Genomic DNA, 26,066 nt, shown 5'->3' with positions numbered 1-26,066 from the left:
AACGTCTAGACAGTGGAGTGATCATGCGGACTGTGGTGGTGATCGGTGCTGGGCCGGTTGGTCTGGCGGCGGCTGCGCAGCTGGCCGAGCGCGGGCTCGACTTCTTGGTGCTGGAATCGGGTGCGAGTGTCGCGGCGGCGGTCGACGAGTGGCGGCACGTGCGGCTGTTCAGCCCGTGGCGCTACGACATCGACCCCGCGGCCCGGCGGCTACTCGAGTCCGCCGGCGGCTGGGCAGAACCAGAGCTGGGCAAGCTGCCGACCGGCGGTGACCTGATCGACGCCTACCTCGAACCGCTGACCAAGACCCCGCAGCTGTCCGGCCGGATCCGGTATGACGCCGAGGTCGCAGCAGTCACCCGCGTCGGGTTCGACCGGGTCCGCACCGCCGGTCGCGAGCACGCACCCTTCCTGATCCGCCTCACCGACGGCACCGAGCTACTCGCCGCCTCAGTCATCGACGCCTCCGGCACCTGGCGTCGTCCGAACGTGCTGGGTGGCTCCGGCATCCCCGCCCGCGGCGAGACCCTCGCCGTCGACCACATTGCACCCGCCCTCCCCGACGTCCGCGGCCGCGACCGCGACCGGTACGCCGGACGTCGTACGGCGGTCGTCGGCGCCGGCCACTCCGCGTCGACCACCCTGCTGGAGCTGGGCGAGCTGGCCGCCGACGTACCAGGCACCGAGGTGTACTGGGTCGTCCGCGGCGCCGACCAGGCCCGCACCTACGGCGGTGGTGCGGCCGACGAACTCCCCGCCCGCGGCGCACTCGGCACCCGCCTCAAGCAGCTGGTGGACTCCGGCCGCATCACCCTCGTCGGCAACTTCCGCACCGACCAGCTGACCGCCACCGCGGACGGCGTCCAACTCAGCGCAGGCGACACCCACCTGACCGTCGACACCGTCGTCAACTCGACCGGCTTCCGCCCCGACCACGACATCGTCAGCGAACTACGCCTCGACCTCGACCCCATCCTCGGCTCGACCCGCGCCCTCGCCCCACTCATCGACCCGAACCAGCACTCCTGCGGAACGGTGCCGCCGCACGGCGTCGACGAACTCACCCACCCCGAGCCCGGCTACTACGCCATCGGCGCCAAGTCCTACGGCCGAGCCCCCACCTTCCTGCTCGCCACCGGCTACGAACAAGCCCGCTCGGTCGTCGCCGCCCTCGCCGGCGACTGGCCCGCCGCCCGCGCCGTCCACCTGGCCCTACCCGAAACCGGCGTCTGCTCCTCGAACCTGCCCGTCGCCAACTGCTGCAACTGACCGCGCCGTTTGGTACCAGAGACGGGATTTGAACCCGCACGCCCGGGGGCACCGGCACCTAAAGCCGGCGTGTCTGCCGTTCCACCACTCTGGCTGGGGGGAGGGGCTCCCCTAGGCGACATCCTAGGGGAGCGGGGTGGGTCAGCGGCTTTGGAGGGCGTCTACGAAGACGGCTTTGAGGTCGCTGGGGTCTTCGGCCACGTAGGACTGGCCGCCGGTGGCTTGGGCGAGGCGGCGGAGTTCTTCGGGGTTGGCGTCGGGGCCCATGCCGATGGCGATGATGCGGACCGGGCGGGCCGGGTCGCGGAGGCCTTCGAGGGCGCGGATGGTGTCCTCGAGGCTGGGGCTGCCGGGGTCGTCGTTCTTGCCGTCGGTGAACAGCAGGATCGAGTTGACGGCATCCGACTGGTACTGCTGGCGGACGGCGCGGACGGCGGCGATGGCGGTGTCGTAGAGACCGGTGCCGCCGTTCGGGGTCGGGCGCTGGGCCTTGAGGTTGTTCAGGATCTTCTGCCGCTGGTTCGGCGACAGGGTCCGGATCGGGACCAGCTCCTTGAAGTCGGCGCCGTCGCGGCCGATCTTGGTGGAGAAGGTCCACAGGCCCAGGGCGGCCTCGTTGGGGAACATCTGCAGGCCGCCGCCGGCCGCCTCGATGGTCAGCTGCATGCGGGTCTTGTTGCCGACCTTCTCCGCCATCGAGCCGGAGACGTCGATGACCGCGAGCGAGTGGGTCGACAGCGACAGCCGGCTCCAGTTGCCGAGGGCGGTGTTGATGCCGTCGGCGTTCGGCTTCGGGAGCTGCTGGACGTCGCCGACGCCGCGGCCGCCGGTCAGCGGGGTGAGGCTCGGCACCCGCAGGCCGGTCTTGTCGAGCTCCTTGGTGAAGGCGTCGCTGATCACCTCGGAGGCGAGCGCCTTGGCGGCGTCGGTGGCCTTCGTGGTGTCGGTCTTGGCGGTGACGACGATCGGGTAGTCCAGCGCCAGGGTGCCGGTGCTCGGGATGACGGCCTTGGTCAGGCTCTCCGGGTGCTCCTCCTGGAACTTCACGAAGCCCTGCTCCGAGACCGGGACGATGACCTTGCTGCCCTCGCGCGCCGCGCGGCTGAGGACGACGCCGGCGTCGGTGTACGGCTTCGGCATCGAGCCGAGCCGCTGCGCGAGCGGGACGACGACCTGGGCGACGTCGTTGTTCGACGTCGACGTCTTCTGCCGCTCGGACTGGACGGCGAGCAGCGCCAGCGCGCCCGCCGAGGTGTTCAGCGGGTCGAGCAGCGCGGGCTCGGCGCCCGCGAAGGTGCCCAGCCAGGACGAGGTGTCGGCGAAGTTCGCGCTGAGGCCCGCGAGTACCAGCGGCGAGCTGGCGATCGACGGGACGGCGACGGTCGGCACGGACTCGCCGTCGTCGGCCTGGGAGACCCACAGCGACGAGTCGGGGATCCACAGGTCGGGCCGGTTGTCGCTACCGCTCTGGATGTCTCTTGCCACGCGGGACGCCGAGGCGGCGGTGATCGTGAACTGCAGGCACGGGATGCCGTTCTCGCCGCCCTTGGCCGACAGCGACTTCGCCGCGGCCTCCAGCGGGCCCTGCACCTCGGGTGTGGTGCTCAGCGAGACCTGGGCGGGGTCGTCACAGGCCTTGCCGCCGAGGAAACCGTCGGCGCCGGACTCCGACCCGAAGGAGCGGACCACGAACACACCGCCGATGGCGAGCACCAGTAGTCCGACCGCGGTGATGTACACGGGCCGGCGGTTGGTGCTGCTGCTCTTGTTACTTCGCGTGACCGCAGAGGAATGTTTTCCCATCGCGGCAGGTCCCTCCCTCCCAGAGGCTGACTGCGCGCGCAGAGTATCCGGTTTCGGCTGGTCAGGGCGAAGTTCGCCACGAACCGAAACGGGGCCTCCGGAAGACCGCAAAGCGCTTGCCAGTACTGCTGCTTCACAGGAAAGCGGAAAATCTCACCGTCGGTGACGTCGTCACTGCGGATCGCTCAACTCGCGGTGTGATCCAACTCACACCGCTTTGCCCGCTCCCTGGACCGCTTGCATGAAACGGTCGAAGGTTTCCCTCCGTCAGAGCCCCAGGTCGCGGCGGAGTTTGGCGACGTGCCCGGTGGCCTTCACGTTGTACTGCGCGACCGCGACCTTGCCGTCCGGATCGACGACGAACGTCGACCGGATCACGCCGGTCACCTTCTTGCCGTACATCGTCTTCTCGCCGAACGCGCCGTACGCCGTCAGCACGTCCTTGCCCGGGTCGCTGAGCAGCGGGAACGTCACGCCGTCGCGGTCGCGGAACTTGGCCAGCTTCTCCGGCTTGTCGGGGGAGATGCCGAGGACGGCGTACCCCGCGGCCTGCAGCGAGTCGAGCGAGTCGCGGAAGTCGCAGGCCTGCTTCGTGCAGCCCGGCGTCATCGCGGCCGGGTAGAAGTACACGATCACGTTCTTGCCGCGCAGGCTCTTCAGCGCGACCTCGTTGCCGTCGGCATCCTGGAGGGCGAAATCAGGTGCGGTGTCGCCGACGGAAAGACGTTCGGACATCAGGTCCTCCAGATTCGAGTGAACTGCGACCAATCCTACGTTTCAGGTGCGCGCGGGCCGCCGGTGGGTGAAGATGCGGACATGAGCGAGCGGAGCGAGGTCATCATTCAACACAGCGCCCCCTCATCCACGCCCGGAGCGAAGCGAGGACGGGGATGAGCCGCGCAACCCGCCCCGCGGAGCTGTTCGCCGGGTACCTGAACCCACGCCGTCCGCACGCCGGCGCGTACGACGAGATGTTCGATCCCGTCGACGGAGTCCGGACGGCGTACAAGCGGCTGCACGACTCGCTGAGCCCACTGCGCCCAGGCGACCTGACGACGCGCTCCGAGGCGCTGGACCGCGCTCTGGTCGACCAGGGCATCACGTTCAGCCTCTCCGGCCAGGAGCGGCCGTTCCCGCTCGATCTGGTGCCGCGCGTCATCACAGCCTCGGAGTGGTCGCGGCTGGAGCGCGGGATCGTGCAGCGGGTCCGTGCGCTGGAGGCGTTCCTGGCTGACATCTACGGCGGGCAGCAGATCGTGGCGGACGGCGTACTGCCACGCCGGCTGATCACCTCGTGCGAGCACTTCCACCGGCAGGCGGCCGGTATCGCGCCGCCGAACGGCGTCCGGATCCACGTCGCCGGCATCGACGTCGTGCGGGACGAGCAGGGCGACTTCCGGGTGCTGGAGGACAACCTGCGTAGTCCGTCCGGCGTGTCGTACGTCATGGAGAACCGCCGCACGATGGCGCGCGTGTTCCCGGACCTGTTCGCCAAGCATCGAGTGCGGCCAGTGGGGGACTACGCCGTCCATCTGCTCCGCTCTCTGCGGGCAGCCGCGCCCTCCGGCGCCACCGACCCGAACGTCGTCGTACTGACGCCGGGCGTCTACAACTCGGCCTACTTCGAGCACTCGCTGCTCGCACGACAGATGGGCGTCGAGCTGGTCGAAGGACGCGACCTGTTCGCCCGCAACAACGTCATCTATCTGCGGACCACTGAGGGCGAGCAGCGCGTCGATGTGATCTACCGGCGGATCGACGACGACTTCCTCGACCCGGTGCACTTCGTGCCGGACTCCGTGCTCGGTGTGGCCGGTCTGGTCAACGCAGCGCGTGCCGGCAACGTGGTGATCGCCAACGCGATCGGAAACGGCGTAGGTGACGACAAGCTGATCTACACCTACCTGCCGGAGATCCTGAAGTACTACCTCGGTGAAACGCCGCTGCTGCCGAACGTCGACACGTACCGGTGTTGGCTGCCGTCAGAACAGACCGAAGTGCTGGACCGGCTCGACGAGCTCGTCACGAAGCCGGTGGAAGGCTCTGGTGGCTACGGCATCGTCTTCGGACCAGATGCCTCGCCCAAAGAGCTCCAGGCCCAGCGGCGGCGTATCAAGGCCAATCCGCGCGGCTGGATCGCGCAGCCTGTCGTCCAGCTGTCGACTGTGCCGACCAAGGTGGGTGAGCGGCTGCAGCCGCGGCATGTCGACCTGCGGCCGTTTGCAGTCAACGACGGCGACTCTGTGTTCGTACTACCCGGCGGTCTGACCCGAGTGGCGATCCCTGAGGGCAGTCTGATCGTCAACTCGTCCCAGGGCGGCGGCTCCAAGGACACCTGGGTTCTGGCACCCCGTGCGTCCGGTGTGGCTGAGCTGAGCGGCTCCGGGCTCGGTGCGGCGGCAGCGGCCGACGAGGCGTCCACACCTGAGCACGGTCCCGAACTGAACGTCGCCCAACAGCAGCAGCAACAGTGATGGGGAGGTGCTGACGATGCTCGCACGCAACGCCGAGTCGCTGTACTGGATCGGCCGGTACGTCGAACGCGCGGACGACACCGCGCGGATTCTCGACGTGTCCGTCCATCAGCTGCTCGAAGACGCGTCAGTCGACGCCGACACGGCCAGCCGGACCCTGCTGCACGTCCTCGGGATCACTCCGCCGGACGGTACGCCGCTCGATGTGTGGGGCCTGACGGAGCTGGTCGCCATGTCACCGGAGACCGGATCGATCGTCTCGTCGATCTCCAGCGCCCGCGAGAACACCCGCGTCGCCCGGGAGGTGGTCTCCAGCGAGCTCTGGCAGTGCATCAACGCCACCTGGAACGCCGTGCCCGAGCGGCAGCGCGCTGCGCGCCGGATGGGTCCGCATGGCTTCCTGACCTTCGTGGAGGACCGGGCTGCGATGTTCGCCGGTCTGGCCGACTCCACAATGAGCCGGGACGACGGCTGGCGGTTCCTGGTCCTAGGGCGGTCGATCGAGCGCGTCGACATGATCGTGCGGCTGCTGATGTCCCGCGTCGGTGACAAGCCGACGTCCCCCGGCTGGGTGACGGTACTGCGTTCCGCGGGCGCCCACGACACGTACCTGCGGACGTATCGCGGTGCGCTCGATGCGTCCCGGGTCGTGCAGTTCCTGCTCCTCGACCGGCTGTTCCCGCGGTCGGCGTTCCACGCGCTGCTACAGGCCGAGACGTGTCTGGAGGAGCTGGACCATGGCCCGTCCGCCCGCATCGGCGCGGGAGCCGAGGCGTCCCGGCTGCTGGGCAAGGCACGCAGCGATCTGGAGTTCCTGCGGCCCGCTGAGCTGCTGGACAACCTCACCGGTCGCCTGCAGGCTCTGCAGACCACGGTGCGCGAGGTCGGCGAGGCAGTGTCGCGGCAGTACTTCCACGCGGTGCCCTGGATCGAGTGGAACAACGCGGAGGTGAACCTGTGAAGTGGCGGCTCCGGGTCGTGCACACGACCGGCTACCGGTACGAGGGCGCGGTCTCGCAGTCCTACAACGAGGCTCGGCTGACTCCGCGCAGCGACGACCGGCAGAACCTGATGGTCGCGCGCCTCGAGACCGTCCCGGCGTCGAGGGCCTACAAGTACACCGACTACTGGGGGACAGAGGTCAACGCGTTCGACCTCTTCACTCCGCACACCGAGCTGAAGGTCGTAGCGGCGTCCGTGGTCGAGACGAGCGAGCAGGCGCCGCCGGCTGTCGATGCGAGCTGGGCCGACGTGAAGTCGCCGGAGTCCCTCGACACGTACGCGGAGTACCTCGAATGGACGGCGTACGTGCCGAAACATCGCGAGCTGGCCGCAGTGGCGCGGGAGCTGCGCAAAGGGCACACGCCACAGGAGACCGTGCTCGCTGTCTCCAAGTGGGTGCACGACACGCTCAAGTACCAACGCGGTACGACGGGCGTCCACTCGTCCGCTGTGGATGCCTGGCAGGCCGGTGAGGGCGTCTGCCAGGACTATGCGCATCTGACGCTGGCCATGCTGCGTTCGGTCGGTATCCCGGGCCGCTACGTCTCCGGCTACCTCCACACCAAACCCGGTGCCGCGGTGGGTGAGACGGTCGTCGGCGAGAGCCATGCGTGGATCGAGGCCTGGACCGGTGACTGGTGGGGTTTCGACCCGACCAACGACATTCCGATCGGCCACCGGCACGTGTGGGTTGCCACTGGTCGCGACTACGGCGATGTGTCCCCGCTGAAGGGCATCTACTCCGGTGGCGCGGCGACGGCGATCGAGGTGACGGTCGATATGACCCGGTTAGCCTGAACCCATGCGGGCCATGACCGTCACGCCAGGGCGGGCCAACTCGGCAACACTGGGCGAAATCCCCGAACCACCCGAGAGCGACGGCTCGATCCTTGTCGAAGGGCTGCTGACCGGCATCTGCGGCACAGACCTCGAGCTGGTCGAAGGAGTCTTCGGTAGCGGACGGCCTGGGGCGGACCAGTTGGTGATCGGCCATGAGTCGCTCGGCCGTGTTCTGGAGGCCCCACAGGGCTCCGGCTTCGCACCGGGCGATCTGGTCGCCGGCGTGGTCCGTAGGCCTGACCCCGAGCCCTGTCCGGCCTGTGCACGCGGTGAGTGGGATTTCTGCCGCAACTTCCGCTACACCGAGCGCGGCATCAAGGAGATGGACGGGTACGGCGCCGAACGCTGGCGAGTCGACCCGTACTTCGCCGTCCCCATCCCCGCGGAGCTCGGCGAGCTCGGCATCCTGGTCGAGCCGGCCAGCGTGCTCACCAAAGCCTGGGAGCAGATCGAGCTGGTCGGACGCCGAGCCTGGTACGGCCCGGAGCACGTGCTGATCACCGGTGCCGGGCCGATCGGGCTCCTGGCCGCCATGATCGGCAGACTGCGCGGGTACGACGTCCACGTCCTCGACCGGATGAAGGACGGGCTCAAACCCGATCTGGTCCGCGCACTCGACGCGACGTATCTCAGCGACCTGACTGAGCTGACCGTCGTCCCGGACGTCGTGATCGAGGCAACCGGCGCCGGGCAGGTCGTCTACGACTGCGCGAAGCTGCTGGGGCCCGCTGGGGTGATGTGCCTGGTGGGCATCTCGCCCGGCCCGGCGTCCATCGAGGTGCAGCTGGACGCGCTGATCCGTCAGCTCGTCGTGCGCAACGTCGCAGTGGTCGGTGCGGTCAACGCAGGTAAGCGGCACTATGCGGACGCCGTCGACGTGCTCCAAATGGCCGACCCGGCGTGGCTGCGGCGTCTGATCACCCGAACGGTTCCGCTGTCCGACTGGACAGCCGCACTGGTCCGTGAGCCGGATGACATCAAGGTGGTCGTGGACTTGCGGAGCTGACCTGCGAGGATGGGGTGGGGCATTGCCCACCCGGGCGGTGCTCTACGCAGCGAAGGGAGCGACGACAAGTGTCGGACACGAAGGCTCGGACTGCCGAGCAGATCGAGGCGGACATCGCCGCCACGCGGGCGCGGTTGGCCTCGACCGTGGACGAGCTGGTCGACCGTGCGCACCCGAAGAATGTCGCGATGCGCCAGGTGGAGCAGGCCAAGGCTCAGGTTTTCGACGAGACCGGCCAGCTGCGCACCCAGAAGATCGTCGCCGTGGCCGGTGCGGTCGCCGGTGGGCTCGCCGTCCTGCTGCTGATCCGCAAGCTGGTGGGACGCCGGTGACCTCTCGCAAGAAGCTGGCCGACGACAAGCTGCCGGTCCGGATGCTGCACGACCGCGTCCTGGTCTCGGTGGAGGCCGAAGGTGAGCGCAAGTCGTCAGCGGGCATCCTGATCCCCGCCACCGCCCAGATGGGCCGCCGGCTGGCTTGGGCCAAGGTCGTCGCGATCGGCGCCAACGTCCGGACCGTAGAGGTCGACGACCGCGTGTTGTTCGACCCGGAGGACCGGGCCGAGGTAGAGGTCCGCGGTGACGACTACATCCTGCTGCGCGAGCGCGACCTGCACGCCGTCGCCGCCAACCGCCTGGAGGACGGCCAGACCGGCCTCTACCTCTGATGTGAGCTCAGCCGGAATCGCTCCGGTACACCGGCGGCGCCGGTCACCAGATCACGCACGTACTGGCCCACCAGCGGTACGAACTTGAACCCGGAGCCGCAGAACCCCGCAGCGACGGTGATGGGCCCGGAGCGGTCGATGACAAAGGCCCCCGACGGCGTGTTGTCGTAGAGGCAGCTGTTGGCCGTCGTCCGCCCGGTGTCCAGGCCGGGGAATGTGGACTCGACGTACCTGATCAGCTCGGCGTCCCGCTCGGGCTCGACCTGGAAGTCGCGGGTATCCGGGTCGACTGTCGGCCCAGTCGCATGCAGACCGACTTTCACACCCGAGCCCTCCTCGAAGAGGCCATAGCTGCTGACGCTCTGGTCCACGAAGCTCGGCCAGACCAGCTCTGGTGACACAGGTGCGAAGAAGCGTGGCTGCTCCTGGCTGACCCGGAACGGCGGCAGCGCCACCAGACCGCCCAGAAGCCTCGGCGCCCAGCAGCCGGCCGTCACGACGACCTGCGCTGCTCTGACCGCACCACCCGGTACGTCGAGCTCAACCAGGCCGTTGTGGCGCCGCAGCCCCGCTACCGGTGACTGCCCGCGGAACTCGGCGCCCAGCCGAGCCGCCACGGTCTGCAGCGCTTTGACGGTTCGATCGGCGTACAGCCGGCCGGAACCGGGTTGATGCAGGACTGGCGTGCTGAAGCGGAAGCCGGCCCAGCGCTCGGAGGCCTCCGCGGCGGTCAGCACCTCACCTGTTGTCGCGTGCAGAGCGCGGAAGGTCTCAACAGTCGCGGCTGTGACGTTGAAGTCGATGCCACCGGTCACTTCGAACAGTGTCTCGCCGGACTCCGCCTCCAGTTCGCGCCACAGCGGACGGGCCTGCTCGGTGATCGCAGCGAGCTCGGCGTCGTCCGCGGCCGGGCGGAAAAGCCGCGTGCCGCCGTGCGAGCCGCCGCGGTCGTGGCCGAGCGGGTACTGCTCCAGGACGACGACCTCACGGCCAGCGGCGGCCAGCGCCCGGGCGGCTGCCGATCCCATCGCTCCGGCGCCGACCACCGCTACGTCGTACGTCATCCATCGAGTATTGCGCAGGGATCAGAAGCTGTTCGGGCCGAACCGGAAGATCGCGACGACGAGCGCGACCACCAGGACGATCGCGTTCAGCACGATCGGCTGGTTCTCCTTGCGGCGCGCGTGCGTGACGATCGCGCCGATCATGATGACAGCCAGACCGGAGGCCGCGAGCGGCGTCAGGATCGGCGCGATGTCGAGAGCGGCGGGCAGGATCAGGCCGAGCGCTCCGAGCAGCTCCGCCGTGCCGAGCAGTTTCAGTTGACCGGGGGAGAAGTCTTCGACCCACTTCATGTTCGGGTTCGCGCGCACCTTGTCGTACGGCCGGCCGACCTTGCCGAGACCGGCGGCCAGGAAGAAGGCGGCCAGTACTCCGGCCAGGATCCACAGAAAGACGTTCATGGCCCACTCTCGGTGATGAGTTGATGTTTCAACCCAACCGTAGAGGCCATCACTTGAAGCGTCAAGCAACGCGGTAGACTGTCCTCATGGCGGCGGATCCGAAGTGGCTTTCCCCGGACGAGCTGGCGGCGTGGTTGTCGCTGGCCGGCCTGATGTTCAAGCTGCCCGGAGCGCTCGACAGCCAGCTCCAGCGGGACTCCGGGCTCACTCACTTCGAGTACCTCGTCCTGGCCGGCCTGTCCGAGTCCGAGGGGCGCTCGCGCCGGATGAGCGACCTGGCCGGCTGGGCCAACGGCTCGTTGTCGCGCTTGTCGCATGTGGTGAAGCGGCTGGAGAGCCGCGGGTTCGTGGAGCGTCGTCCAGCTGAGGACGACGGCCGCATCACGGTCGCCACCCTGACGGACGCCGGTTTCGCGTTCCTTGAGACCGCTGCGCCCGGCCATGTGGCCGCGGTGCGCGAGTACGTCATCGACGCGCTCACTCCGGAGCAGCTGGCTCAGTTGCGGGTTGTCGCTGACCAGATCCTGGCCCGCGTCGATCCGGACAAGTCCTGCTGAGCAACAATGGACAGGTGATCTTCGAGACCTCCAAACGGCTGCCGGACTTCCCGTGGGACAAGCTCGCCCCCTATAAGCAGAAGGCGGCTGAGCATCCGGACGGCATCGTCGACCTGTCGGTCGGCAGTCCGGTCGACCCGGTGCCCGCTCTGGTGCAGAAGGCGCTGGCAGACGCGGCGAACGCCCCGGCGTACCCGACCACCCTCGGTACGGCGTCCGCCCGGCAGTCTGCGGTCGACTGGCTCGCCCGGCGGCTCGACGTGGTGGATGTGGACCCGAAGTCCGCAGTGCTGCCGGTGATCGGTACCAAAGAGCTGATCATGATGCTGCCGACCCTGCTCGGGGTGGGCGCCGGTGACACCGTGCTGATCCCGGATCTGGCGTACCCGACGTACGAGGCCGGTGCGGCGCTGACCCGGGCCACTAGTGTCCCGGTGACCGACCCGACGGCCTACGACGGTCCGGTCCGGATCGCCTATCTGAACTCGCCCCGCAACCCGTCCGGTGAGATCACCTCGGCCGACGACCTGCGGCGCGCAGTCGAGTGGGCCCGCGCGAACGACGTCCTGCTGGTCAGTGACGAGTGCTATGCCGAGTTCGGTTGGGACGAGAAGCCGGTCTCGGTTCTGCACCCGTCGGTGTGCGGCGGCAGCTTCGACAACCTGCTCGCAGTGCACTCGCTGTCCAAGCGGTCGAACCTTGCGGGCTACCGGGGCGGTTTCGTGGTCGGCGACGAGACTGTGGTCGCGGAGCTGCTCGCAGTCCGCAAACACGCCGGTCTGATGGTTCCGAGCCCGATTCAGGCCGCTATGGCCGCAGCGTTCGCGGACGACGTCCATGTCGACGAACAGCGCGAGCGCTACCTGCGTCGCCGTACTCTGCTCCGCGACGCGCTCACGGCAGCCGGCTGGAACATCACCCTGTCGAACGGCGGCCTCTACCTTTGGGCAGACCACCCCACGGATGAGGCGTACACGCAGCTGGGCACTCTGGCTGAGTACGGCATCCTGGCCGCGCCGGGCACCTTCTACAACCCAGGGGCCACCCACCACATCCGGGTCGCGCTCACCGCGACCGACGAGCGCATCGAGGCTGCGGCCAAACGCCTCACCCCGTAGTTCACCGCAAAAGATGTATTACCTTTCAGTATTCCTTCGCCTACACTCCCGTTATGGGTGAGTTCGAGCGGTACGCACGGCTGACGGCGGCGGTCGAGACGCCGTACGCGGTGGTCGACCTGGCCGCCTTCCGCCGGAACGCCGACGACCTGGTCCGCCGGGCGGCCGGTACGCCGATCCGCGTCGCCTCGAAGTCGGTCCGCTGCCGGCCGCTGCTCGCGGCCGCGCTCGAGCGGCCCGGCTTCCACGGCGTCATGGGGTATTCGCTCGCCGAGGCGCTCTGGCTCGCGCAGAACGGCGTCGACGACATCCTGCTCGGCTATCCGACCGTGAATCGCACCGCGCTGCGCGCGCTCGCCGCCGATCCCGAGGCGGCCGCGAAGATCACGCTGATGATCGACTCACCCGAACACCTCGCCTTCGTGCGCAGCGTCACCGGTGGCGGCGGCGCGAAGATCCAGGTCTGCCTGGACGTCGACGCCTCGCTCCGGCTCTTCGGCCAGCATCTCGGCGTCCGCCGGTCGCCGCTCCGCACCCCCGCGGACGTCGTCACGCTCGCGCGCCAGGTCGTCGCGAACGACGCCTTCGAGCTGACCGGCGTGATGTTCTACGAGGCCCAGATCGCCGGGCTCCCCGACACCTCACCCGCTGTCCGCTGGGTGAAGCGCCGGTCCGCGGCCGAGCTCGCCGACCGCCGCGGCGCCGTCGTCGACGCGGTCAAGCAGTTCGCCGCGCTCCGGATCGTGAACAGCGGCGGCACCGGCAGCCTCGAGATCAGCAGCGCCGACCCGGCCGTCACCGAGGTCACCGCCGGCTCCGGCCTCTACGGACCGACACTCTTCGACAAGTACGACATCTTCCAGCCCGAGCCCGCGGTCGCCTACGCGCTCGACGTCGTCCGGCGGCCCGCACCGAAGATCGCGACGCTGTTCGGCGGCGGGTACGTCGCGTCGGGGCCGGCGAAGAAGTCGCGGCTGCCGCTGCCCGCATGGCCCGCCGGTCTGAAGCTGCTGGGGACCGAAGGGGCCGGGGAGGTGCAAACGCCGGTCGTCGGCGGCGCCGCCGATGGGCTGCGGCTCGGCGATCGGGTCTGGATGCGCTACGCGAAGGCGGGCGAGATGTTCGAGCGATTCGACACCGTGCACGCGATCGACGGCGCCGAGCTGACCGAGCTGGCGACGTACCGAGGTGAGGGGAAGAACTTCGGATGACGACCACCACCTGGCGGAACTGGGCCGGCACCGAGACGGCGACCGGGATCGAGGTGCTGCGGCCGTCGTCCGTCGACGAGCTGGCGGCGGCGGTCAAGGCGGCGGCCGAGCAGGGTAAGAAACTCAAGGCGGTCGGCTCCGGCCACTCGTTCACCGGGTGCGCCGCGCCTGAGCAGACGATGATCCAGCTCGACGGGCTGTCGGCGATCACCTCGGCCGATCAGGCATCCGGCCTGGTCACGGTCGGCGCGGGCACCGGGCTGCGCAAGCTGAACGCCGGCATCCACGCCTTCGATCTCGCCCTGGAGAACCTCGGCGACATCGACAAGCAGACGATCTCCGGCGCGATCTCGACCGGCACGCACGGCACCGGCGCGCGCCTCGGCGGCCTCGCCACGCAGATCGCCGCGCTCGACCTGGTCACCGCGGACGGCTCCGTGCTGCACTGTTCCGCGGAGGAGAACGCCGATGTCTTCGCCGCCGCGCGGGTCTCGGTCGGCGCGCTCGGCGTGATCAGCTCGCTGACGCTGCGCACGGTCCCGGCGTTCCTGCTCCGCGCGCAGGAGATGCCGCTACCGCTCGCCGAGGTGCTGGCCGGGTTCGATGAGCTTGCCGACGGCAACGATCACTTCGAGTTCTACTGGTTCCCGCACACCGACGTCGCGCTGACCAAACGCAACAACCGGGTCGCGCCCGGCGTCCGGCCCGCCCCGGTCGGCGCGGTCCGCGGCTGGATCGACGACGAGTTGCTGTCGAACAAGGTCTTCGAGCTGACCAACCGGCTCGCCCAGCGGCGTCCGGGGCTCGTCCCGCGGATCAACAAGCTGGCCTCCCGGGCGCTGTCCGCGCGCGAATACATCGACTCCTCGCACAAGGTCTTCTGCTCCGAACGCAACGTGGTCTTCCGGGAGTCGGAGTACGCCGTCCCGCGCGCGCACGTGGTCGAGGTGATCCAGCGGCTGCGGGCCTGGATCGATGCCTCAGGCATCCACATCCCGTTCCCGATCGAGGTCCGGGTCGCGGCCGCCGACGACATCTGGCTGTCGACGGCGTCCGGGCGGGAGACGGCGTACGTCGCCATTCACCAGTACCACCGGATGGCGCACGACGCGTACTTCCAGGCCTTCGAGCGGATCGTCGCCGACTACCAGGGCCGGCCGCACTGGGGGAAGCTGCACACCCTCGGCGCCGACGAGCTGCGCGCGGTCTACCCGCGGTTCGACGACTTCCTCGCGGTGCGCGATCGGGTCGACCCGGGGCGCGTGTTCGGCAACCCCTACACGCGGCGGGTCTTCGGCCAGTAAATTCGCGGTATGAATGCTGTGGAGGGGCTGCAAACAGTCGACGAGGACTGGCAGAAGGCGCTGGCCGTGGTCGCGCATCCGGACGACCTGGAGTTCGGCTGCGCGGCGGCGATCGCGCGCTGGACGGCGCAGGGCAAGGAGATCGTGTACTGCCTGCTGACCTCGGGTGAGGCCGGGATCGACGGGCTCGCGCCGGCGGAGTCCGGGCCGCTGCGCGAGGCGGAGCAGATCGAGTCGTCGCGGATCGTGGGGGTGTCGGCGGTCGAGTTCCTCGGTCAGCCGGACGGCACGATCGAGTACGGCGTACCGCTGCGGCGCGCGATCGCCGAGGTGATCCGCCGGCACCGGCCCGAGATCGTGCTGACCAACAACTTCCGTGACACCTGGGACGGCGACGTCGTACTCAACCAGGCCGATCACATCGCTACCGGGCGGGCCACGCTGGACGCCGTCCGGGACGCCGCCAACCGGTGGATCTTCCCGGATGCGGGGGAGAAGTGGGGCGGGGTGAAACAGGTCTGGGCGGCCGGCTCGCCGAACTCGCGGCACGCTGTCGACACCACCGACACCTTCGCGGTCGGCGTGGATTCGCTGAAGGCGCACAAGGCCTATATCGACGGGCTGAACTGGCCGCATTTCGACCCGGAGGAGTTCCTCGAAGGGGTCTCCCGGCCGACCGGCGCGGCGCTGGGGACGAAGTACGGGACGCGCTTCGAGGTCTTCACGGTCTAGCGGTTCCTTGAAGGTCGGCGGCCGGCGACGGATGATCGAGACATGTCCAGGTACGAAGTGATCGCTCATGCCAAGCCGGTCCGTCGACTCACCGATCCCGAATACCTCGAGCTGTCGCTGAAGTCGTTCGCGCTGGACCGGGCCCTGCGCCTGCAGCGCGTCGACAACCTGCCGGACGGGTCGCTCGCTATCGTCCTCGCGCATCGGACGTCGCCGCGCAAACACGACCAGGCGTACGAGAAGGCGCAGCGCAGCCTGGCGCAGCTCGGCATCCCGGCTGCGCAGGTCGAGCGCGTCGACCTGCATCGGCTGAGCCGGCGCGGTCGGACGCTCGTCCGGACCTGGATCTCACCCCTGGGCCCGGGCGACCCGGCCGGCGACCGCGAGCCGCGGCGTCCGCAGCCGAACCCGCCGTCGTTGAAGGCGGCCGAAGAACTGCCTTAGGCGAGGAGCTGTCCTACGCGGCAGGTGCGCCGAGCTGCAGCACGCGCTGCGCCTCGGCGAGCACCGCGGGTGAGGCGAGCGACTGCCACCGCGGGATCTGCTCCTGCAGGAACGGCCGCAGCTTGGCCTGCAGGCTCGGGGCGTGATCGAGGACGTCGAGCTCGTTCACGATCGTGAGGTCGACGAGGTCGCGCAGCGCGGCCGAGCCGAGCTCCTCCGACGTCCCGGTGAACCGGTCGGCGATTGTCCGATGCTCGGCCAGATCGCGCCAGCTGGTCTCCCGGTCGGTCGCGCCGTACGCGTAGACGAGCGCTTCGGCGTCCGCCCCGATCACCGACTCGAGCACCGGCCGCTCGGTCTGCCAGTCGAACAGATGGGTCGGGAACCCGTCCGTCCCGTACGCCGCGTGCCCCAGCCCGGCCAGCACCAGCGTCTCCGACGCGCCCAGCCCGGCCAGCCGCTTGGCCACCCGGTGCAGGTGCACATACAGGCTGCCGCCGGCGTGCTCGATCTCATCGGCCCCGCGGACCAGCAGCAACGAACCCAAGTCCTGGAAAGTGCTCATCTGACCTCTTCTCGACGCGGAGCGGCCAGGGCCCACGGACCGGCCCAGGCACCAACCGTAAGGTCAATCCGCACTCCCCGCCCACCACCCCGGCGTGCCGATTCGGTCACACCCGCTTCATCCCTCGTTTCCCTGACCCGCACCCCGGACCCACCCCTGATTCCACCGAAACCCCGTTCCGTCCCACCGCCCCAGCACCCCAAACTCTTCCCATGAGCAACGCGTCGGCCCGCTGGACCCTCATCGCCGCCCTGGCCCTCCTCACCATCCTCACCATCACCCTCACCACCCGCCTCGACGCCGCCCTCACCCCAGCCCCGGCCCCCGCAGCCAACCGCTGACCCCGAACCGCCCCCACTCACCAACTGCGGATCGGCCCGGCGACACGCCGTTGGCTACGGCGCGTCGCCACGCACACCAGCAGTTGGTGAGTGTCTGAGCTCCGGGCGGGCCGGCTCAGCGGTCGACCAGCACCCACAGCTCGTGGGTACCGTCGGCCACCTGGTCACAGCGGTACGCGTCGGCGCCGCGCTCGGTCGTCCACACGTGACCCATGTAGTGACAGCTGGCGCCGCCCATACCCCAGTCGACGCGGCTCCATCGGGGCGCGGCTTCAGCCGGCAGCGCGGCGAGCGCGCCGAGCCCGACGGTCGCGGCCAAGGTCGTGACAGCAGTAATCGCTTGACGAAACTTCAAAAGAGTCTCCTCAGGTGGGTTGGGCCGGTCAGGTGTCGAGCAGGAGCCAGAGGTCGTAGTTGCCGTTCAGGAGTTCGTCGCAGCGGTACGCGTGAGCGCCGGCCCGCACTTGGAGCTCGCCGAGGCGGTGACAGCTGGCCTCAATCAGGTTGGGCTCGGACAGGTGCCAGCGGACACCCGCATGAGCGGGCAACGCGGTCCCTCCGACCACAGCGGCAGCGAGAGCAAACGTCCCGGCAACGGCTCTGCGGTAGTTCACAAAAGACCTCCTCAGCTCGTTTTAACATGATCGTACTTTTTAAAAGGGTCATGTCGCCCCGGCTGGAAGTACTCGTAGGAAGCGGCTCCGGATGGCTTTTTGCGGGTGTGGGTGGGTGGTTCGTGGGTCGGACGGTTGGCGGGGGCAGGGGCAGGTGGTGTTGGGGTGGTGCGTGCGGGGGTGGTTGGTGTTGGGGTGGAACGGCCGCAGCCCCGGGGCGGAGGCGCCGGGGCTGCGGGACGCGATGGTCGCCCTGGGAAGAGGGCGGCATCGGGTGGGCCTGGATGCCAGGGAAGGTAGCGGCCAGGGCCTGGTCGTGGCCGGCGAGGGCTGTGACCGGGGGAGCCGGACCGGTGAGGGTCGCGGCGTGGTGTGGGGTGAGCTGGAGTGGTTGGCTCGTGAGCTCGCGCAGTCGGGCCGTGGATTGATGGCTGGACTGGCCGCGGGGTCAGTCGAGGTCGGCGAGGGCCTTTTTGGCGGCTTCGAGCTCGGCTTCCAGGGCGGCTACTTTGGCGGCCTGCTGGGAGCGGGCTTCTTCGATGACCTCATCGATGGGGGTGGAGAGGTCTTCGTGGAGCTCTTTGGCGGCGCGGGAGACGGCTGCGGCGGCGACGGCGAGGCCGCGGGCCAGGTAGGTGGTGCCCTGCTTGAGCTCGGCGTGCCACTCGCCGTCGGCGGTGCCGGTGACGGTCAGCGTGAGCTCGATGGTCTTGGTCTTCTTGCCGGCGGCCTTCTTCGCGGGCGCCTTCTTCGGCGCGGGCGCCTCGGCGGGCTCCGGCGTCGCGTCGACCGGCGGGCCGGTGAGGGCTGAGTCGGTCGCGGTGGTGTCGGGAGTGTCGGCGACGCCCGACGGCGCTTCTACTGCCAGAGTGTCTACAGTCATCGTTGCGGCGATCTCCTTCTAGAACATCGCCCGCGGTGAGCGGGCTGGCGCTGTGCGAACATTAGAACATACGTTCGACCCCAACACCAACCCGCCCGCGTGTCACGACGTCAGGACTGCGTCTCCGACCGATCGCCCGACCACTCCAGGTGGAAGGTCCCCTCGCGGTCCACCCGCTTGTAGGTGTGCGCCCCGAACAGATCCCGCAGACCCTGGATCAGCGCGGCCGGCAGGCGCTCGGCCCGCAGCCCGTCGTAGTACGACAGTGCCGCCGAGAAACCAGGCGCCGGTACGCCGGCCGTCGCGGCGGTCGCCACGACCCGGCGCCACGCCTCCTGGCCGTTGCTGACGGCGTCCTTGAAGTAGTCGTCGACGAGCAGCGACGGCAGCTCCGGGTTCCGGTCGTAGGCCTCCTTGATCCGGTCCAGGAAGCGGGCCCGGATGATGCAGCCGCCCCGCCAGATCGTCGCCATCGCGCCCAGGTCGACACCCCACTCGTACTGCTCGGAGGCGGCCCGGATCGCGTCGAACCCCTGCGCGTACGCGACCAGCTTCGACGCGTACAGCGCGTGCCGCACGTCCTCGATGAACGCCTCCCGGTCGACATCCGCCTTCGCGGTGGCCGGCCCCGGCAGTACGCCGGCCGCGGCCTCCCGTCGGACGACGTCGCCCGACAGCGACCGCGCGAACACGGCCTCGGCCATCCCGCTGACCGGGATGCCCAGGTCGAGCGCGGACTGCACGGTCCACCGGCCGGTGCCCTTCTGCTCCGCCTGGTCCAGGACGACATCCACGAACGCGCCGCCGGTCGTCGGGTCGGTCTGGCTGAGCACATCCGCGGTGATCTCGATCAGGAACGACTCGAGGTCGCCGGTGTTCCACTCGCGGAACACGTCGGCCAGCTCGGCCGGCGACAGGCCCAGCACGTGCCGGAGCAGGTCGTACGCCTCGGCGATCAGCTGCATGTCGGCGTACTCGATGCCGTTGTGCAGCATCTTCACGAAGTGGCCGGCGCCGTCCGGGCCGACGTGCACGCAGCACGGCTCGCCGTTCACATGGGCCGAGATCTTGGTCAGGATCGGGCCGAGCGCGGCGTACGACTCCTTGGAGCCGCCGGGCATGATGCTCGGCCCGTTCAGCGCGCCCTCCTCGCCGCCGGAGACGCCGCTGCCGACGAAGTGCAGGTTCTTCTCCGCGAGCGCCTGCTCGCGCCGCCGGGTGTCCAGGAAGTGCGCGTTACCGGCGTCGATGACGATGTCGCCCTCGTCGAGCAGCGGCACCAGCTCGTCGATCACGGCGTCGGTCGGCTCGCCGGCCTTGACCATGATGATGATCTTGCGCGGCTGCTCCAATGCCTCGACCAGCGCGGGCAGGTCGGCGGCGGGGGTGAAGTCACCTTCGTGACCGAACTCCTCGATCAGCGCGTCCGTCCGGCCCTGGGACCGATTGTGGACGGCGACACGGAACCCGTTGCGCGCCAGGTTCCGGGCCAGGTTGCGGCCCATCACGGCCAGGCCGGTGACGGCGATCTGGGCTTTCTCAGAGCTCATCAGTTCTCCGTAAGTCTCAAGTTGTGTGCGGACCTATCCTCGCGCGCCCGGCAAGCGTTCCCCAATGCGGCCCGAGTTCCGGACGAAGCTGAGCCCTTCTCAAGCCTCGTACATCGATGGTAGACACGGAGAAATCGATTTCCCGCCATCCAGATCCGCCGGAGGGCCCGCCCATGTTGCGTCGATTCGTCGCGGTTGCCATCGCCGCCGCCCTGACCTTTCCCACAACGACAGCCACCGCTGGTACGACGCCGCCCACAACGAACGGCCCCGTCGGATGGGACGTCTACCGCCAGCTGGACCGCCTGCCGGAACTCCAGACCGGCGTCCGCGCCAAACAGTTCTCCAGCTTCGGCCGCGACGGCACCAACAACGACGGTTTCGACGGCACCTACTCCTGCCTGCGGACGACGTCCGCCGGCTGCGTGCTCGCCGAGGACAGCGGCCCTGGTGAGATCGCGTCCATCTGGTTCACCCGCGACGAGGGCAACGTGATCAAGACCGGCACGATCACGGTCGAGCTCGACGGCAAGCAGGTCCTGCACGCGTCACTCCAGGACGTCGCCGACGGCAAACTCGGCGCGCCGTTCACCTACCCCCTGGTCGCGAACAGCCCGCAGACCAGCGGCGGCGTCTACCTTCGCGTCCCGATGCCGTACCGCTCCTCGATGCGCGTCACCACCCAGAACAACCCGTACTTCTACCACGTCGGCTACCGCGAGTTCCCCGCCGCGACCGGCCTCCGCACGTTCGACCCGAAGGACAAAGCCGAAGACGTCATCGCACTCCTCAAAACCGCCGGTACGAAGGACCCGAAACCGGCCAAGCCGAGTCGCACCACCGCGACCCCGCTGCAGCTTGCCCCCGGCAAGCGCATCACCCTCGCCGAAGCTCACGGACCGGGTGAGCTGAGCGCGCTCCGCCTCAAACTGCCGGAGATCGTCGGCCTCGACCTGCCCTCTTTCGCGGACGACGGCCGCGCGTTCACCGGCGGCAGCACCTTCCGGATGAAGATCGACCCGGCGAACAACGGCGTGAAACTCACCCGCCGGATGGACGTGCGGATCGGCAACCAGCGTGCCAAGATCCTCGTCGACGGAGTCGAGGCCGGTGAGTGGCCGCCGCTGAAGGCGGCCGGCGCCCAGTGGCACGACCAGACCGTCGAACTGCCGGCCGCGCTGACCAAAGGCAAGTCGCAGCTCACGATCACCAACCAGTTCATCTCGTCGGACCTCGACTTCAACGAGTTCACCTATTGGGTCGATTCGCCCCAGCGCACCGACACCCTCGATGTCGGCCCAGCACATCTCGCGGACGAGCAAGCCCACGGCTACGCGATCACCCAGGAGAAGTGGAGCGGTTCGCACACGATGCCGTACGCAGCCACCGCGGCCGACGGCGCTCGGGTCAAACCTTCCGACTCGCTGCTCAGCGGCGTCCGCGTGCAGGTGACGATCGACGGCGAGCAGCGCGTCGATGCGCCGATCGGCGAATTCTTCGGGTCCGGCCTGGGTGAGAACCCGGTCCGCTCGCTGTTCTTCGCGATGGACCCCGCGGGCTGGTACTCGTCCTGGTGGCCGATGCCGTACGCCGCCCGCGCGACGGTGAGCCTGGTGAACGGATCGGCGTACCCGCTGCGCGGGCAGGCGGAGGTCACGACGGCGCGGGACGCCCGCAAGGCGATCGAACTCGCGACGGGCAAGATCGGCTACTTCAGCGCGATCTCGCACCGGGCCGAGACGACGCCGGGCAGCGACTGGACGATCGCGCGCGCGACCGGGCGCGGGAAGCTGGTCGGCGTCATCCAGACCATGGAAGGTCTGCTTGCCGACGGCAACACCCGCGGCTATCTCGAAGGCGACGAGCGGGTGACCGTCGACGGCGAGCGGACGCCGGCGATCCACGGCACCGGAACCGAGGACTACTACGAGTCGGGCTGGTACTTCAACGCCGGGACGTACTCGACGCCGTTCCACGGCAACTCGGCGCACGAGGTGCAGGCGGGGTTCTGCAAGTACGAGTGCGACGCCGCCTGGCGACTGCACGTCACCGACGCGATCCCGTTCCAGAACGAGCTGGACTTCGGGATCGAGCACGGGCCGCAGAACGATCACCCGGCCGGGTACGGCTCGACCGCGTTCCTCTACACCTCAGCCCGGTTCGGCGCCCGCGAGACCGACCGCGTCGAGGTGGCCGGAGCGCCGCTGACCTCGGTCTACGAAGGGGACCATGACGACGTCCAGTTGACCGACGAGGTCGGATCGACGACGAAACCGGTGCGGATGTCGGTGAAAGTCGATCCGGCCAACCGGGGGGTGACGTTGCGCCGGACCAGCGATCAGGCGGTCGGCGGTCAGACGGCTCAGGTCTTCGTGAACGGCCGCGCCGCCGGGACGTGGATGCAGCCGTTGTCGAACCCGCATCAGCGCTGGCTGGACGACAACTATCAGTTGCCCCCGGCACTCACCGCCGGACGCTCCCGGCTGGAGATCGAGTTGCATCCGAGTGGACCGGCCTGGACAGCGGCCCGGTACGTCGTCCAATCACTCGTCCAGCCGTACGTCGATCGCCGGGCGCCGGGTCGGCCGCAAGACCTCCAGGCGGTCGGGGGTGTCGGCAACGAGATCAGCTTGAGCTGGAGTCACTCGGGCGACGACTCGGGTGTCGCTCGGTACCACATCTACGGGACGACCGGAGGTCGCGAGCGGCTGGTGGGGTCGTCGGCTTTGCCCGGGTTCGTGCATCGAGGCGTGGGCCTGGGGGAGCGATGGCGGTACCGCGTCGAAGCCGTCGATCTGGCCGGGAACGTCGGTCCGAAGTCCGCGGTGGTCGAGGCGACCAGTGGGAACACGTTGCGGGTCGAGGGCGAGGCGACGTTGCCGCCGGTGTCGTCGACCGTACTGGTGGATGCGCAGGGCAACTGTTGTGGGGTCAGCTGGTCGGGCGGCGCCCAGGCCTGGGTGCACGGTGGGAAGGCCGGAGACCAGGTGGTGCTGGGGTTCGACGTACCGGCCGGCGGGAACTACGAGCTCGCGGCCGTGCTGACGAAGGCTGCCGACTACGGCGTGGTCGAGCTGCGGGTCGACGGCGGGGCGCCGGTACGGTTCGACGGGTATGCGGCGTCGGGGGTCAGCACCCAGCGGGTCGGCTTGGGGAGCCGGCAGCTGGCGGCCGGGAAACATCAGTTGACGATCACCGTCACCGGGAAGAATCCGGCGGCGACCGGGTTCCTGGCCGGGCTCGACGTCTTGGAGCTGACCTTGTACCGACCACAGATCACACCGTTCACGACCATCGAGCAAGTGGTTGCTGCAGGCAAGTTCACCAAGGTCTACGACCCGAGCACGGGCGAGGCCGGCCCTTGGTACTACAACGACCACACCCTCGTTCAGGACCGCGCGACCGGTACCTGGCACGTGTACGCGATCACCCATGCCGAACCCGCCAACCCGCTCGACGAGAAGAGTTTCGGGCACGCGACGGCGCCGACCCCGAACGGCCCGTGGACGAAACAGCCACCCGCGCTCGTCGCGGATCCCCGGCAAGGCGAGAGTCACATCTGGGCGCCGCACGTGCTGTACGACAACGGCACCTACTACATGTTCTACGCCGCCGGAACGCCCGACCACACGGCGTACCGGATGCATCTGGCCACCTCGACCGACCTCAAGACCTGGACGCGAGACAGCGCGAACCCGTTGTTCACCGACGGCTTCGACGGCCGCGACCCGATGGTGCACAGGGTTGGCAACCAGTGGGTCATGTACTACACCGCCAACTCGACACCGAGCGGCGGTAACCACATCGTCGCCTACCGGACCAGCACCGATCTGAAGCACTGGAGTGCACGTCAGACCGCGTTCCAGCACCCCGCGACCGGGACGTTCGGCGGCCCGACCGAGTCGCCGTTCGTCGTCCAGCGCGGCAGCGACTGGTACCTGTTCATCTGCTGTGACGGCGGCTACGAGGTCACGAAGGTCTACAAGAGCCAAGACCCGCTCCGATTCACAACCAACCAGTTGGTCGGAACTATCCAGGCCCACGCGGCCGAGGTCGTCCAGGACGGCGCCGACTGGTACGTCACCGGCGCGGGCTGGGGCAAAGGTGGCCTCTTCATCGCCCCGCTCGACTTCGCCAAGCAGCAAGTGACCAAGGGCAGCGCCGTCAGTACGCCGTACTATCGCGCAACCATCCAGACCACACCCCGTGCGGCCCTCACCAGCCTCGAAGTCGACCCCACCGGCACCGGCCAGTACCGGACCGCCCTCGACGCCAGCGGCCGCGCCACCGCTCCCTACCTTGCCGTCGGCAACTTCGGCGCCACCGTCGTCACCGGCCCGGCAGCCAGCACCGAAACCACCGAAACCGCCCTGAACCTGAAGGCCATCCAGTTCGGCGACGAACCGGTCACCGCCGACTGGTCCTTCGCCTTCGGCAGCAAGACCTTCGACACCACCCTCACCTGGCACGTCAACGCTCCAACCACAGCCTCAGTCTGGGAGGTAGCCCTCAACGTCGATTCGGCCCTCCCCGACCAAGGCGACCCCGGCGGCTTCAACCGCACCGGCGACGTCCCCGGTCTGCCCACATGGTCCATGGCCACCGCCCCCGGCCTCAGCCTGGTCACCGCCTACAAACCGGCCTCCGCCTGGTCCGCCGACAACCACTGGTACGACACCGTCAGCAACGGCGTCGCCTGGCAACCCCACTGGAAACCCGGCGGCCGCCCGCTCCCACCAGGCGCCTACCCCGGCGGCACCTGGCGAATCGGCTCGTCAGGCAACCACCGCGACACTGCCTACGCCAACGCCCTGGCCGCCTCGCTCACGAACTGACTGCTTGATGGACGTGATGCCAGGTCCGGGGGCCGGAGCGGACCAAGAGGATGTCGTCGGCAGGAGTCGGTGTCGTGGGGTTGTGGATCTTTTGGTTGTTGACGGTGACGGCGCCTTGGTGGATCAGGCGGCGGAGGTGCGAGCGGGTTGCGGTGGGGTGCAGGGCCAGGAGGAGGTCGAGGACGGTGGACGGCGGCGTTGGGAGGGTGACGGTTGGGATGTCGGGTGGAGGTTGGCGGGTGCTGAAGGTTTGGTGGAAGGCGGTCCGTTCGGCGCGGGCCGCGTTGGCGCCGTGGTAGCGGGTGACCACGGCGGCGGCGAGCTGGAGCTTGGCATCGCGAGCATGCAGTCCGCCGGACGTCGCGGCGGCGGTCAGCGCGGACACGGTGTCGAGCGGGAGTTCGGTGTAGACGTGCGCGTAGGCCCCGACGAGCTGATCGGGGATGCTCATCAGCTTGCCGAACTTGTCGCGCGGCGTATCGGTCAGTGCGATGTAGTTGTTCAGGGATTTGGACTGTTTGGCGCGGCCGTCGATACCGGGGGTGATGGTGCTGGTGATGACGGCCTGCGGCGGCATGCCGAGGCGCTGCTGGAAGTGGCGGCCGAGTTGCTCGTTGAAGAGCTGGTCGGAGCCGACGATCGTCAGGTCGCTCCGGATCGCGAAGCTGTCGTAGCCCTGCAGCACCGGGTAGACCAGCTCGTGGACGGCGATCTCCCGCCCGGCCTCGACCCGGGCGCGGAACATGTCCCGGCTCATCAGCTGCGCCTGCGTCACCTGGCCGAACAACCCGAGCAGCTCGGCGACCGGCATCGCGTCGTACCACTCCGAGTTCCGCCGGACCTCGAACACCGCGGGGTCGGTCCGCAACACCAGCGCGACCTGCTCGAGGAACGCGGCCGCATTCGCCGAGATCTCCGCCGGGGTCAGCACCGGCCGGGTCTCCGAGCGCCCGGTCGGGTCGCCGACCTGCGTCGTCAGATCGCCGAGCAGGAACACCACCTGATGCCCCAGATCCTGCAGCTGCCGCATCATCCACAGGTTGACCGCGTGCCCGAGGTGGAGATCCGGCGCGGTGCAGTCGACGCCGTACTTGATCCGTAGCGGCTGCCCTGCGGCGAGCCGCTCGCGCAGGTCGGCCTCGCCGATGATCGTGTCGGTGGTCCGGCGTAATCGGTCGATGACGTCGTTCACAAGAATGCTCCATGGTTCAGCGGAGACACCCGTGCGACAGCGCCTCCGGCAACGGAAAGAGGCAGGAACCCGGATGGTTCCTGCCTCGGAGGCTCTGGACGGAGCGGAGAGTGGGGACTACGAAACGCCGGCTCCTCCCAGAGCCGGTCGATAACCCACACGCTGCGTCAGCATGCGGTGAGGCTAACACGCCCGTA

25 protein-coding genes and 1 tRNA gene are annotated in these 26,066 nt (G+C 68.9%); 15 read left to right on the top strand and 11 right to left on the bottom strand.

Annotation, left to right across the window (positions count from 1 at the left end; all coding sequences use genetic code 11):
• The first annotated feature begins 23 nt into the window (after positions 1–23).
• Entirely contained in the window at positions 24–1,268 is a 1,245-nt protein-coding gene (locus tag HPO96_RS06570) for an FAD-dependent oxidoreductase (RefSeq protein ID WP_171671855.1), read from the top strand.
• Positions 1,269–1,278: 10 nt separating this feature from the next.
• On the opposite strand, the gene HPO96_RS06565 is transcribed toward HPO96_RS06570, so the two are convergent.
• The 3 genes from HPO96_RS06565 to bcp form a co-directional block, all read right to left on the bottom strand.
• Positions 1,279–1,362, bottom strand: a tRNA-Leu gene (locus HPO96_RS06565).
• Between the two features lie 47 nt (positions 1,363–1,409).
• Positions 1,410–3,071, bottom strand: coding sequence for a VWA domain-containing protein (locus HPO96_RS06560; RefSeq protein ID WP_171671853.1), 1,662 nt, complete (start codon positions 3,069–3,071; stop codon positions 1,410–1,412).
• A gap of 267 nt (positions 3,072–3,338) precedes the next feature.
• Positions 3,339–3,806 (bottom strand): thioredoxin-dependent thiol peroxidase, encoded by a 468-nt coding sequence (gene bcp, locus HPO96_RS06555; protein ID WP_171671851.1) that lies wholly within the window; start codon positions 3,804–3,806, stop codon positions 3,339–3,341.
• A 155-nt stretch (positions 3,807–3,961) separates the two neighbouring features.
• Between bcp and HPO96_RS06550 the strand changes: the two genes are divergently transcribed.
• The 6 genes from HPO96_RS06550 (at position 3,962) to HPO96_RS06525 (ending at position 9,060) form a co-directional block, all read left to right on the top strand.
• Positions 3,962–5,545, top strand: a complete 1,584-nt coding sequence (locus HPO96_RS06550) for a circularly permuted type 2 ATP-grasp protein (RefSeq protein ID WP_171671850.1) — start codon at positions 3,962–3,964, stop codon at positions 5,543–5,545.
• Positions 5,546–5,561: 16 nt separating this feature from the next.
• Positions 5,562–6,506 (top strand): alpha-E domain-containing protein, encoded by a 945-nt coding sequence (locus HPO96_RS06545; protein WP_171671848.1) that lies wholly within the window; start codon positions 5,562–5,564, stop codon positions 6,504–6,506.
• A complete protein-coding gene (locus HPO96_RS06540; RefSeq protein ID WP_171671846.1) occupies positions 6,503–7,345 on the top strand; it encodes a transglutaminase family protein in 843 nt (280 codons plus the stop codon). The genes HPO96_RS06545 and HPO96_RS06540 overlap by 4 nt, the downstream gene beginning before the upstream one ends.
• Positions 7,346–7,349: 4 nt before the next feature.
• Positions 7,350–8,393: a glucose 1-dehydrogenase gene (locus HPO96_RS06535; RefSeq protein ID WP_171671844.1), complete on the top strand. Its 1,044-nt coding sequence runs from the start codon at positions 7,350–7,352 to the stop codon at positions 8,391–8,393.
• Between the two features lie 68 nt (positions 8,394–8,461).
• On the top strand, positions 8,462–8,725 hold the full coding sequence (locus tag HPO96_RS38960) for a DUF3618 domain-containing protein (RefSeq protein ID WP_171671842.1): 264 nt from the start codon (positions 8,462–8,464) through the stop codon (positions 8,723–8,725).
• Entirely contained in the window at positions 8,722–9,060 is a 339-nt protein-coding gene (locus tag HPO96_RS06525; RefSeq protein ID WP_425551743.1) for a GroES family chaperonin, read from the top strand. The genes HPO96_RS38960 and HPO96_RS06525 overlap by 4 nt, the downstream gene beginning before the upstream one ends.
• Here the strand turns inward: HPO96_RS06525 and HPO96_RS06520 are convergent.
• Together HPO96_RS06520 and HPO96_RS06515 are read right to left on the bottom strand one after the other, a co-directional pair.
• Positions 9,051–10,124: an FAD-dependent oxidoreductase gene (locus HPO96_RS06520; RefSeq protein WP_171671841.1), complete on the bottom strand. Its 1,074-nt coding sequence runs from the start codon at positions 10,122–10,124 to the stop codon at positions 9,051–9,053. The two genes, HPO96_RS06525 and HPO96_RS06520, sit on opposite strands and share 10 nt — an antisense overlap.
• Positions 10,125–10,145: 21 nt before the next feature.
• Positions 10,146–10,523, bottom strand: a complete 378-nt coding sequence (locus tag HPO96_RS06515) for a DoxX family protein (RefSeq protein ID WP_171671839.1) — start codon at positions 10,521–10,523, stop codon at positions 10,146–10,148.
• Positions 10,524–10,609: 86 nt separating this feature from the next.
• Here HPO96_RS06515 and HPO96_RS06510 point away from each other — a divergent pair, with 86 nt between their 5' ends.
• The 6 genes from HPO96_RS06510 to HPO96_RS06485 are packed head-to-tail and all read left to right on the top strand — an operon-like array spanning position 10,610 to position 15,889.
• The gene (locus HPO96_RS06510) at positions 10,610–11,080 is read left to right on the top strand and encodes a MarR family winged helix-turn-helix transcriptional regulator (protein WP_171671837.1); all 471 of its coding nucleotides are present in this window, start codon (positions 10,610–10,612) and stop codon (positions 11,078–11,080) included.
• Positions 11,081–11,097: 17 nt separating this feature from the next.
• Positions 11,098–12,198 (top strand): succinyldiaminopimelate transaminase, encoded by a 1,101-nt coding sequence (gene dapC, locus HPO96_RS06505; protein ID WP_171672425.1) that lies wholly within the window; start codon positions 11,098–11,100, stop codon positions 12,196–12,198.
• Between the two features lie 53 nt (positions 12,199–12,251).
• A complete protein-coding gene (locus HPO96_RS06500) occupies positions 12,252–13,409 on the top strand; it encodes an amino acid deaminase/aldolase (RefSeq protein WP_171671836.1) in 1,158 nt (385 codons plus the stop codon).
• Entirely contained in the window at positions 13,406–14,713 is a 1,308-nt protein-coding gene (locus HPO96_RS06495) for a D-arabinono-1,4-lactone oxidase (protein ID WP_171671834.1), read from the top strand. The genes HPO96_RS06500 and HPO96_RS06495 overlap by 4 nt, the downstream gene beginning before the upstream one ends.
• A 9-nt stretch (positions 14,714–14,722) precedes the next feature.
• A complete protein-coding gene (locus tag HPO96_RS06490) occupies positions 14,723–15,445 on the top strand; it encodes a PIG-L deacetylase family protein (protein WP_171671833.1) in 723 nt (240 codons plus the stop codon).
• Between the two features lie 42 nt (positions 15,446–15,487).
• A complete protein-coding gene (locus HPO96_RS06485) occupies positions 15,488–15,889 on the top strand; it encodes a hypothetical protein (protein WP_171671831.1) in 402 nt (133 codons plus the stop codon).
• 13 nt (positions 15,890–15,902) lie between these two features.
• Here HPO96_RS06485 and HPO96_RS06480 read toward each other — a convergent pair whose 3' ends face one another.
• Positions 15,903–16,454 (bottom strand): DUF6817 domain-containing protein, encoded by a 552-nt coding sequence (locus HPO96_RS06480; RefSeq protein ID WP_171671829.1) that lies wholly within the window; start codon positions 16,452–16,454, stop codon positions 15,903–15,905.
• A gap of 212 nt (positions 16,455–16,666) precedes the next feature.
• Between HPO96_RS06480 and HPO96_RS38955 the strand changes: the two genes are divergently transcribed.
• Positions 16,667–16,795 carry a hypothetical protein gene (locus HPO96_RS38955; protein ID WP_272954513.1) on the top strand — a complete coding sequence of 43 codons (129 nt, stop codon included), beginning with the start codon at positions 16,667–16,669 and terminating at the stop codon, positions 16,793–16,795.
• 115 nt (positions 16,796–16,910) lie between these two features.
• Here HPO96_RS38955 and HPO96_RS06475 read toward each other — a convergent pair whose 3' ends face one another.
• The 4 genes from HPO96_RS06475 to gndA all read right to left on the bottom strand — a co-directional run bounded on the left by HPO96_RS06475 (position 16,911) and on the right by gndA (position 19,842).
• A complete protein-coding gene (locus tag HPO96_RS06475; protein WP_171671828.1) occupies positions 16,911–17,150 on the bottom strand; it encodes a hypothetical protein in 240 nt (79 codons plus the stop codon).
• Between the two features lie 28 nt (positions 17,151–17,178).
• Positions 17,179–17,409 carry a hypothetical protein gene (locus HPO96_RS06470; protein ID WP_171671826.1) on the bottom strand — a complete coding sequence of 77 codons (231 nt, stop codon included), beginning with the start codon at positions 17,407–17,409 and terminating at the stop codon, positions 17,179–17,181.
• Positions 17,410–17,857: 448 nt separating this feature from the next.
• Positions 17,858–18,292, bottom strand: a complete 435-nt coding sequence (locus HPO96_RS06465) for a DUF6319 family protein (RefSeq protein ID WP_171671824.1) — start codon at positions 18,290–18,292, stop codon at positions 17,858–17,860.
• Positions 18,293–18,402: 110 nt separating this feature from the next.
• Positions 18,403–19,842 (bottom strand): NADP-dependent phosphogluconate dehydrogenase, encoded by a 1,440-nt coding sequence (gene gndA / locus HPO96_RS06460; RefSeq protein WP_171671822.1) that lies wholly within the window; start codon positions 19,840–19,842, stop codon positions 18,403–18,405.
• 173 nt (positions 19,843–20,015) lie between these two features.
• Between gndA and HPO96_RS06455 the strand changes: the two genes are divergently transcribed.
• Positions 20,016–24,677, top strand: a complete 4,662-nt coding sequence (locus HPO96_RS06455; RefSeq protein WP_171671821.1) for a DUF2961 domain-containing protein — start codon at positions 20,016–20,018, stop codon at positions 24,675–24,677.
• On the opposite strand, the gene tyrS is transcribed toward HPO96_RS06455, so the two are convergent.
• Positions 24,667–25,869 carry a tyrosine--tRNA ligase gene (gene tyrS, locus HPO96_RS06450; protein WP_337796520.1) on the bottom strand — a complete coding sequence of 401 codons (1,203 nt, stop codon included), beginning with the start codon at positions 25,867–25,869 and terminating at the stop codon, positions 24,667–24,669. The genes HPO96_RS06455 and tyrS overlap by 11 nt on opposite strands.
• Positions 25,870–26,066: the final 197 nt, after the last annotated feature.

Origin of the sequence: Kribbella sandramycini, assembly GCF_013131805.1 — a bacterium.
In the GTDB taxonomy this organism is placed as follows: Bacteria; Actinomycetota; Actinomycetes; order Propionibacteriales; family Kribbellaceae; genus Kribbella; species Kribbella sandramycini.
The sequence above is the reverse complement of the archived record's forward strand: the minus strand, read 5'-3'. Positions and strand labels throughout refer to the sequence as shown.

Bases quoted from the DNA above. Each gene is read 5' to 3' on its own strand.
- HPO96_RS06570 (WP_171671855.1), top strand. From the start codon at position 24: ATGCGGACTGTGGTGGTGATCGGTGCTGGGCCGGTTGGTCTGGCGGCG.
- HPO96_RS06560 (WP_171671853.1), bottom strand. From the start codon at position 3,071: ATGGGAAAACATTCCTCTGCGGTCACGCGAAGTAACAAGAGCAGCAGC.
- bcp (WP_171671851.1), bottom strand. From the start codon at position 3,806: ATGTCCGAACGTCTTTCCGTCGGCGACACCGCACCTGATTTCGCCCTC.
- HPO96_RS06550 (WP_171671850.1), top strand. From the start codon at position 3,962: ATGAGCCGCGCAACCCGCCCCGCGGAGCTGTTCGCCGGGTACCTGAAC.
- HPO96_RS06545 (WP_171671848.1), top strand. From the start codon at position 5,562: ATGCTCGCACGCAACGCCGAGTCGCTGTACTGGATCGGCCGGTACGTC.
- HPO96_RS06535 (WP_171671844.1), top strand. From the start codon at position 7,350: ATGCGGGCCATGACCGTCACGCCAGGGCGGGCCAACTCGGCAACACTG.
- HPO96_RS06520 (WP_171671841.1), bottom strand. From the start codon at position 10,124: ATGACGTACGACGTAGCGGTGGTCGGCGCCGGAGCGATGGGATCGGCA.
- HPO96_RS06515 (WP_171671839.1), bottom strand. From the start codon at position 10,523: ATGAACGTCTTTCTGTGGATCCTGGCCGGAGTACTGGCCGCCTTCTTC.
- HPO96_RS06510 (WP_171671837.1), top strand. From the start codon at position 10,610: ATGGCGGCGGATCCGAAGTGGCTTTCCCCGGACGAGCTGGCGGCGTGG.
- HPO96_RS06500 (WP_171671836.1), top strand. From the start codon at position 12,252: ATGGGTGAGTTCGAGCGGTACGCACGGCTGACGGCGGCGGTCGAGACG.
- HPO96_RS06495 (WP_171671834.1), top strand. From the start codon at position 13,406: ATGACGACCACCACCTGGCGGAACTGGGCCGGCACCGAGACGGCGACC.
- HPO96_RS06490 (WP_171671833.1), top strand. From the start codon at position 14,723: ATGAATGCTGTGGAGGGGCTGCAAACAGTCGACGAGGACTGGCAGAAG.
- HPO96_RS06485 (WP_171671831.1), top strand. From the start codon at position 15,488: ATGTCCAGGTACGAAGTGATCGCTCATGCCAAGCCGGTCCGTCGACTC.
- HPO96_RS06480 (WP_171671829.1), bottom strand. From the start codon at position 16,454: ATGAGCACTTTCCAGGACTTGGGTTCGTTGCTGCTGGTCCGCGGGGCC.
- HPO96_RS38955 (WP_272954513.1), top strand. From the start codon at position 16,667: ATGAGCAACGCGTCGGCCCGCTGGACCCTCATCGCCGCCCTGGCCCTC.
- HPO96_RS06465 (WP_171671824.1), bottom strand. From the start codon at position 18,292: ATGACTGTAGACACTCTGGCAGTAGAAGCGCCGTCGGGCGTCGCCGAC.
- gndA (WP_171671822.1), bottom strand. From the start codon at position 19,842: ATGAGCTCTGAGAAAGCCCAGATCGCCGTCACCGGCCTGGCCGTGATG.
- HPO96_RS06455 (WP_171671821.1), top strand. From the start codon at position 20,016: ATGTTGCGTCGATTCGTCGCGGTTGCCATCGCCGCCGCCCTGACCTTT.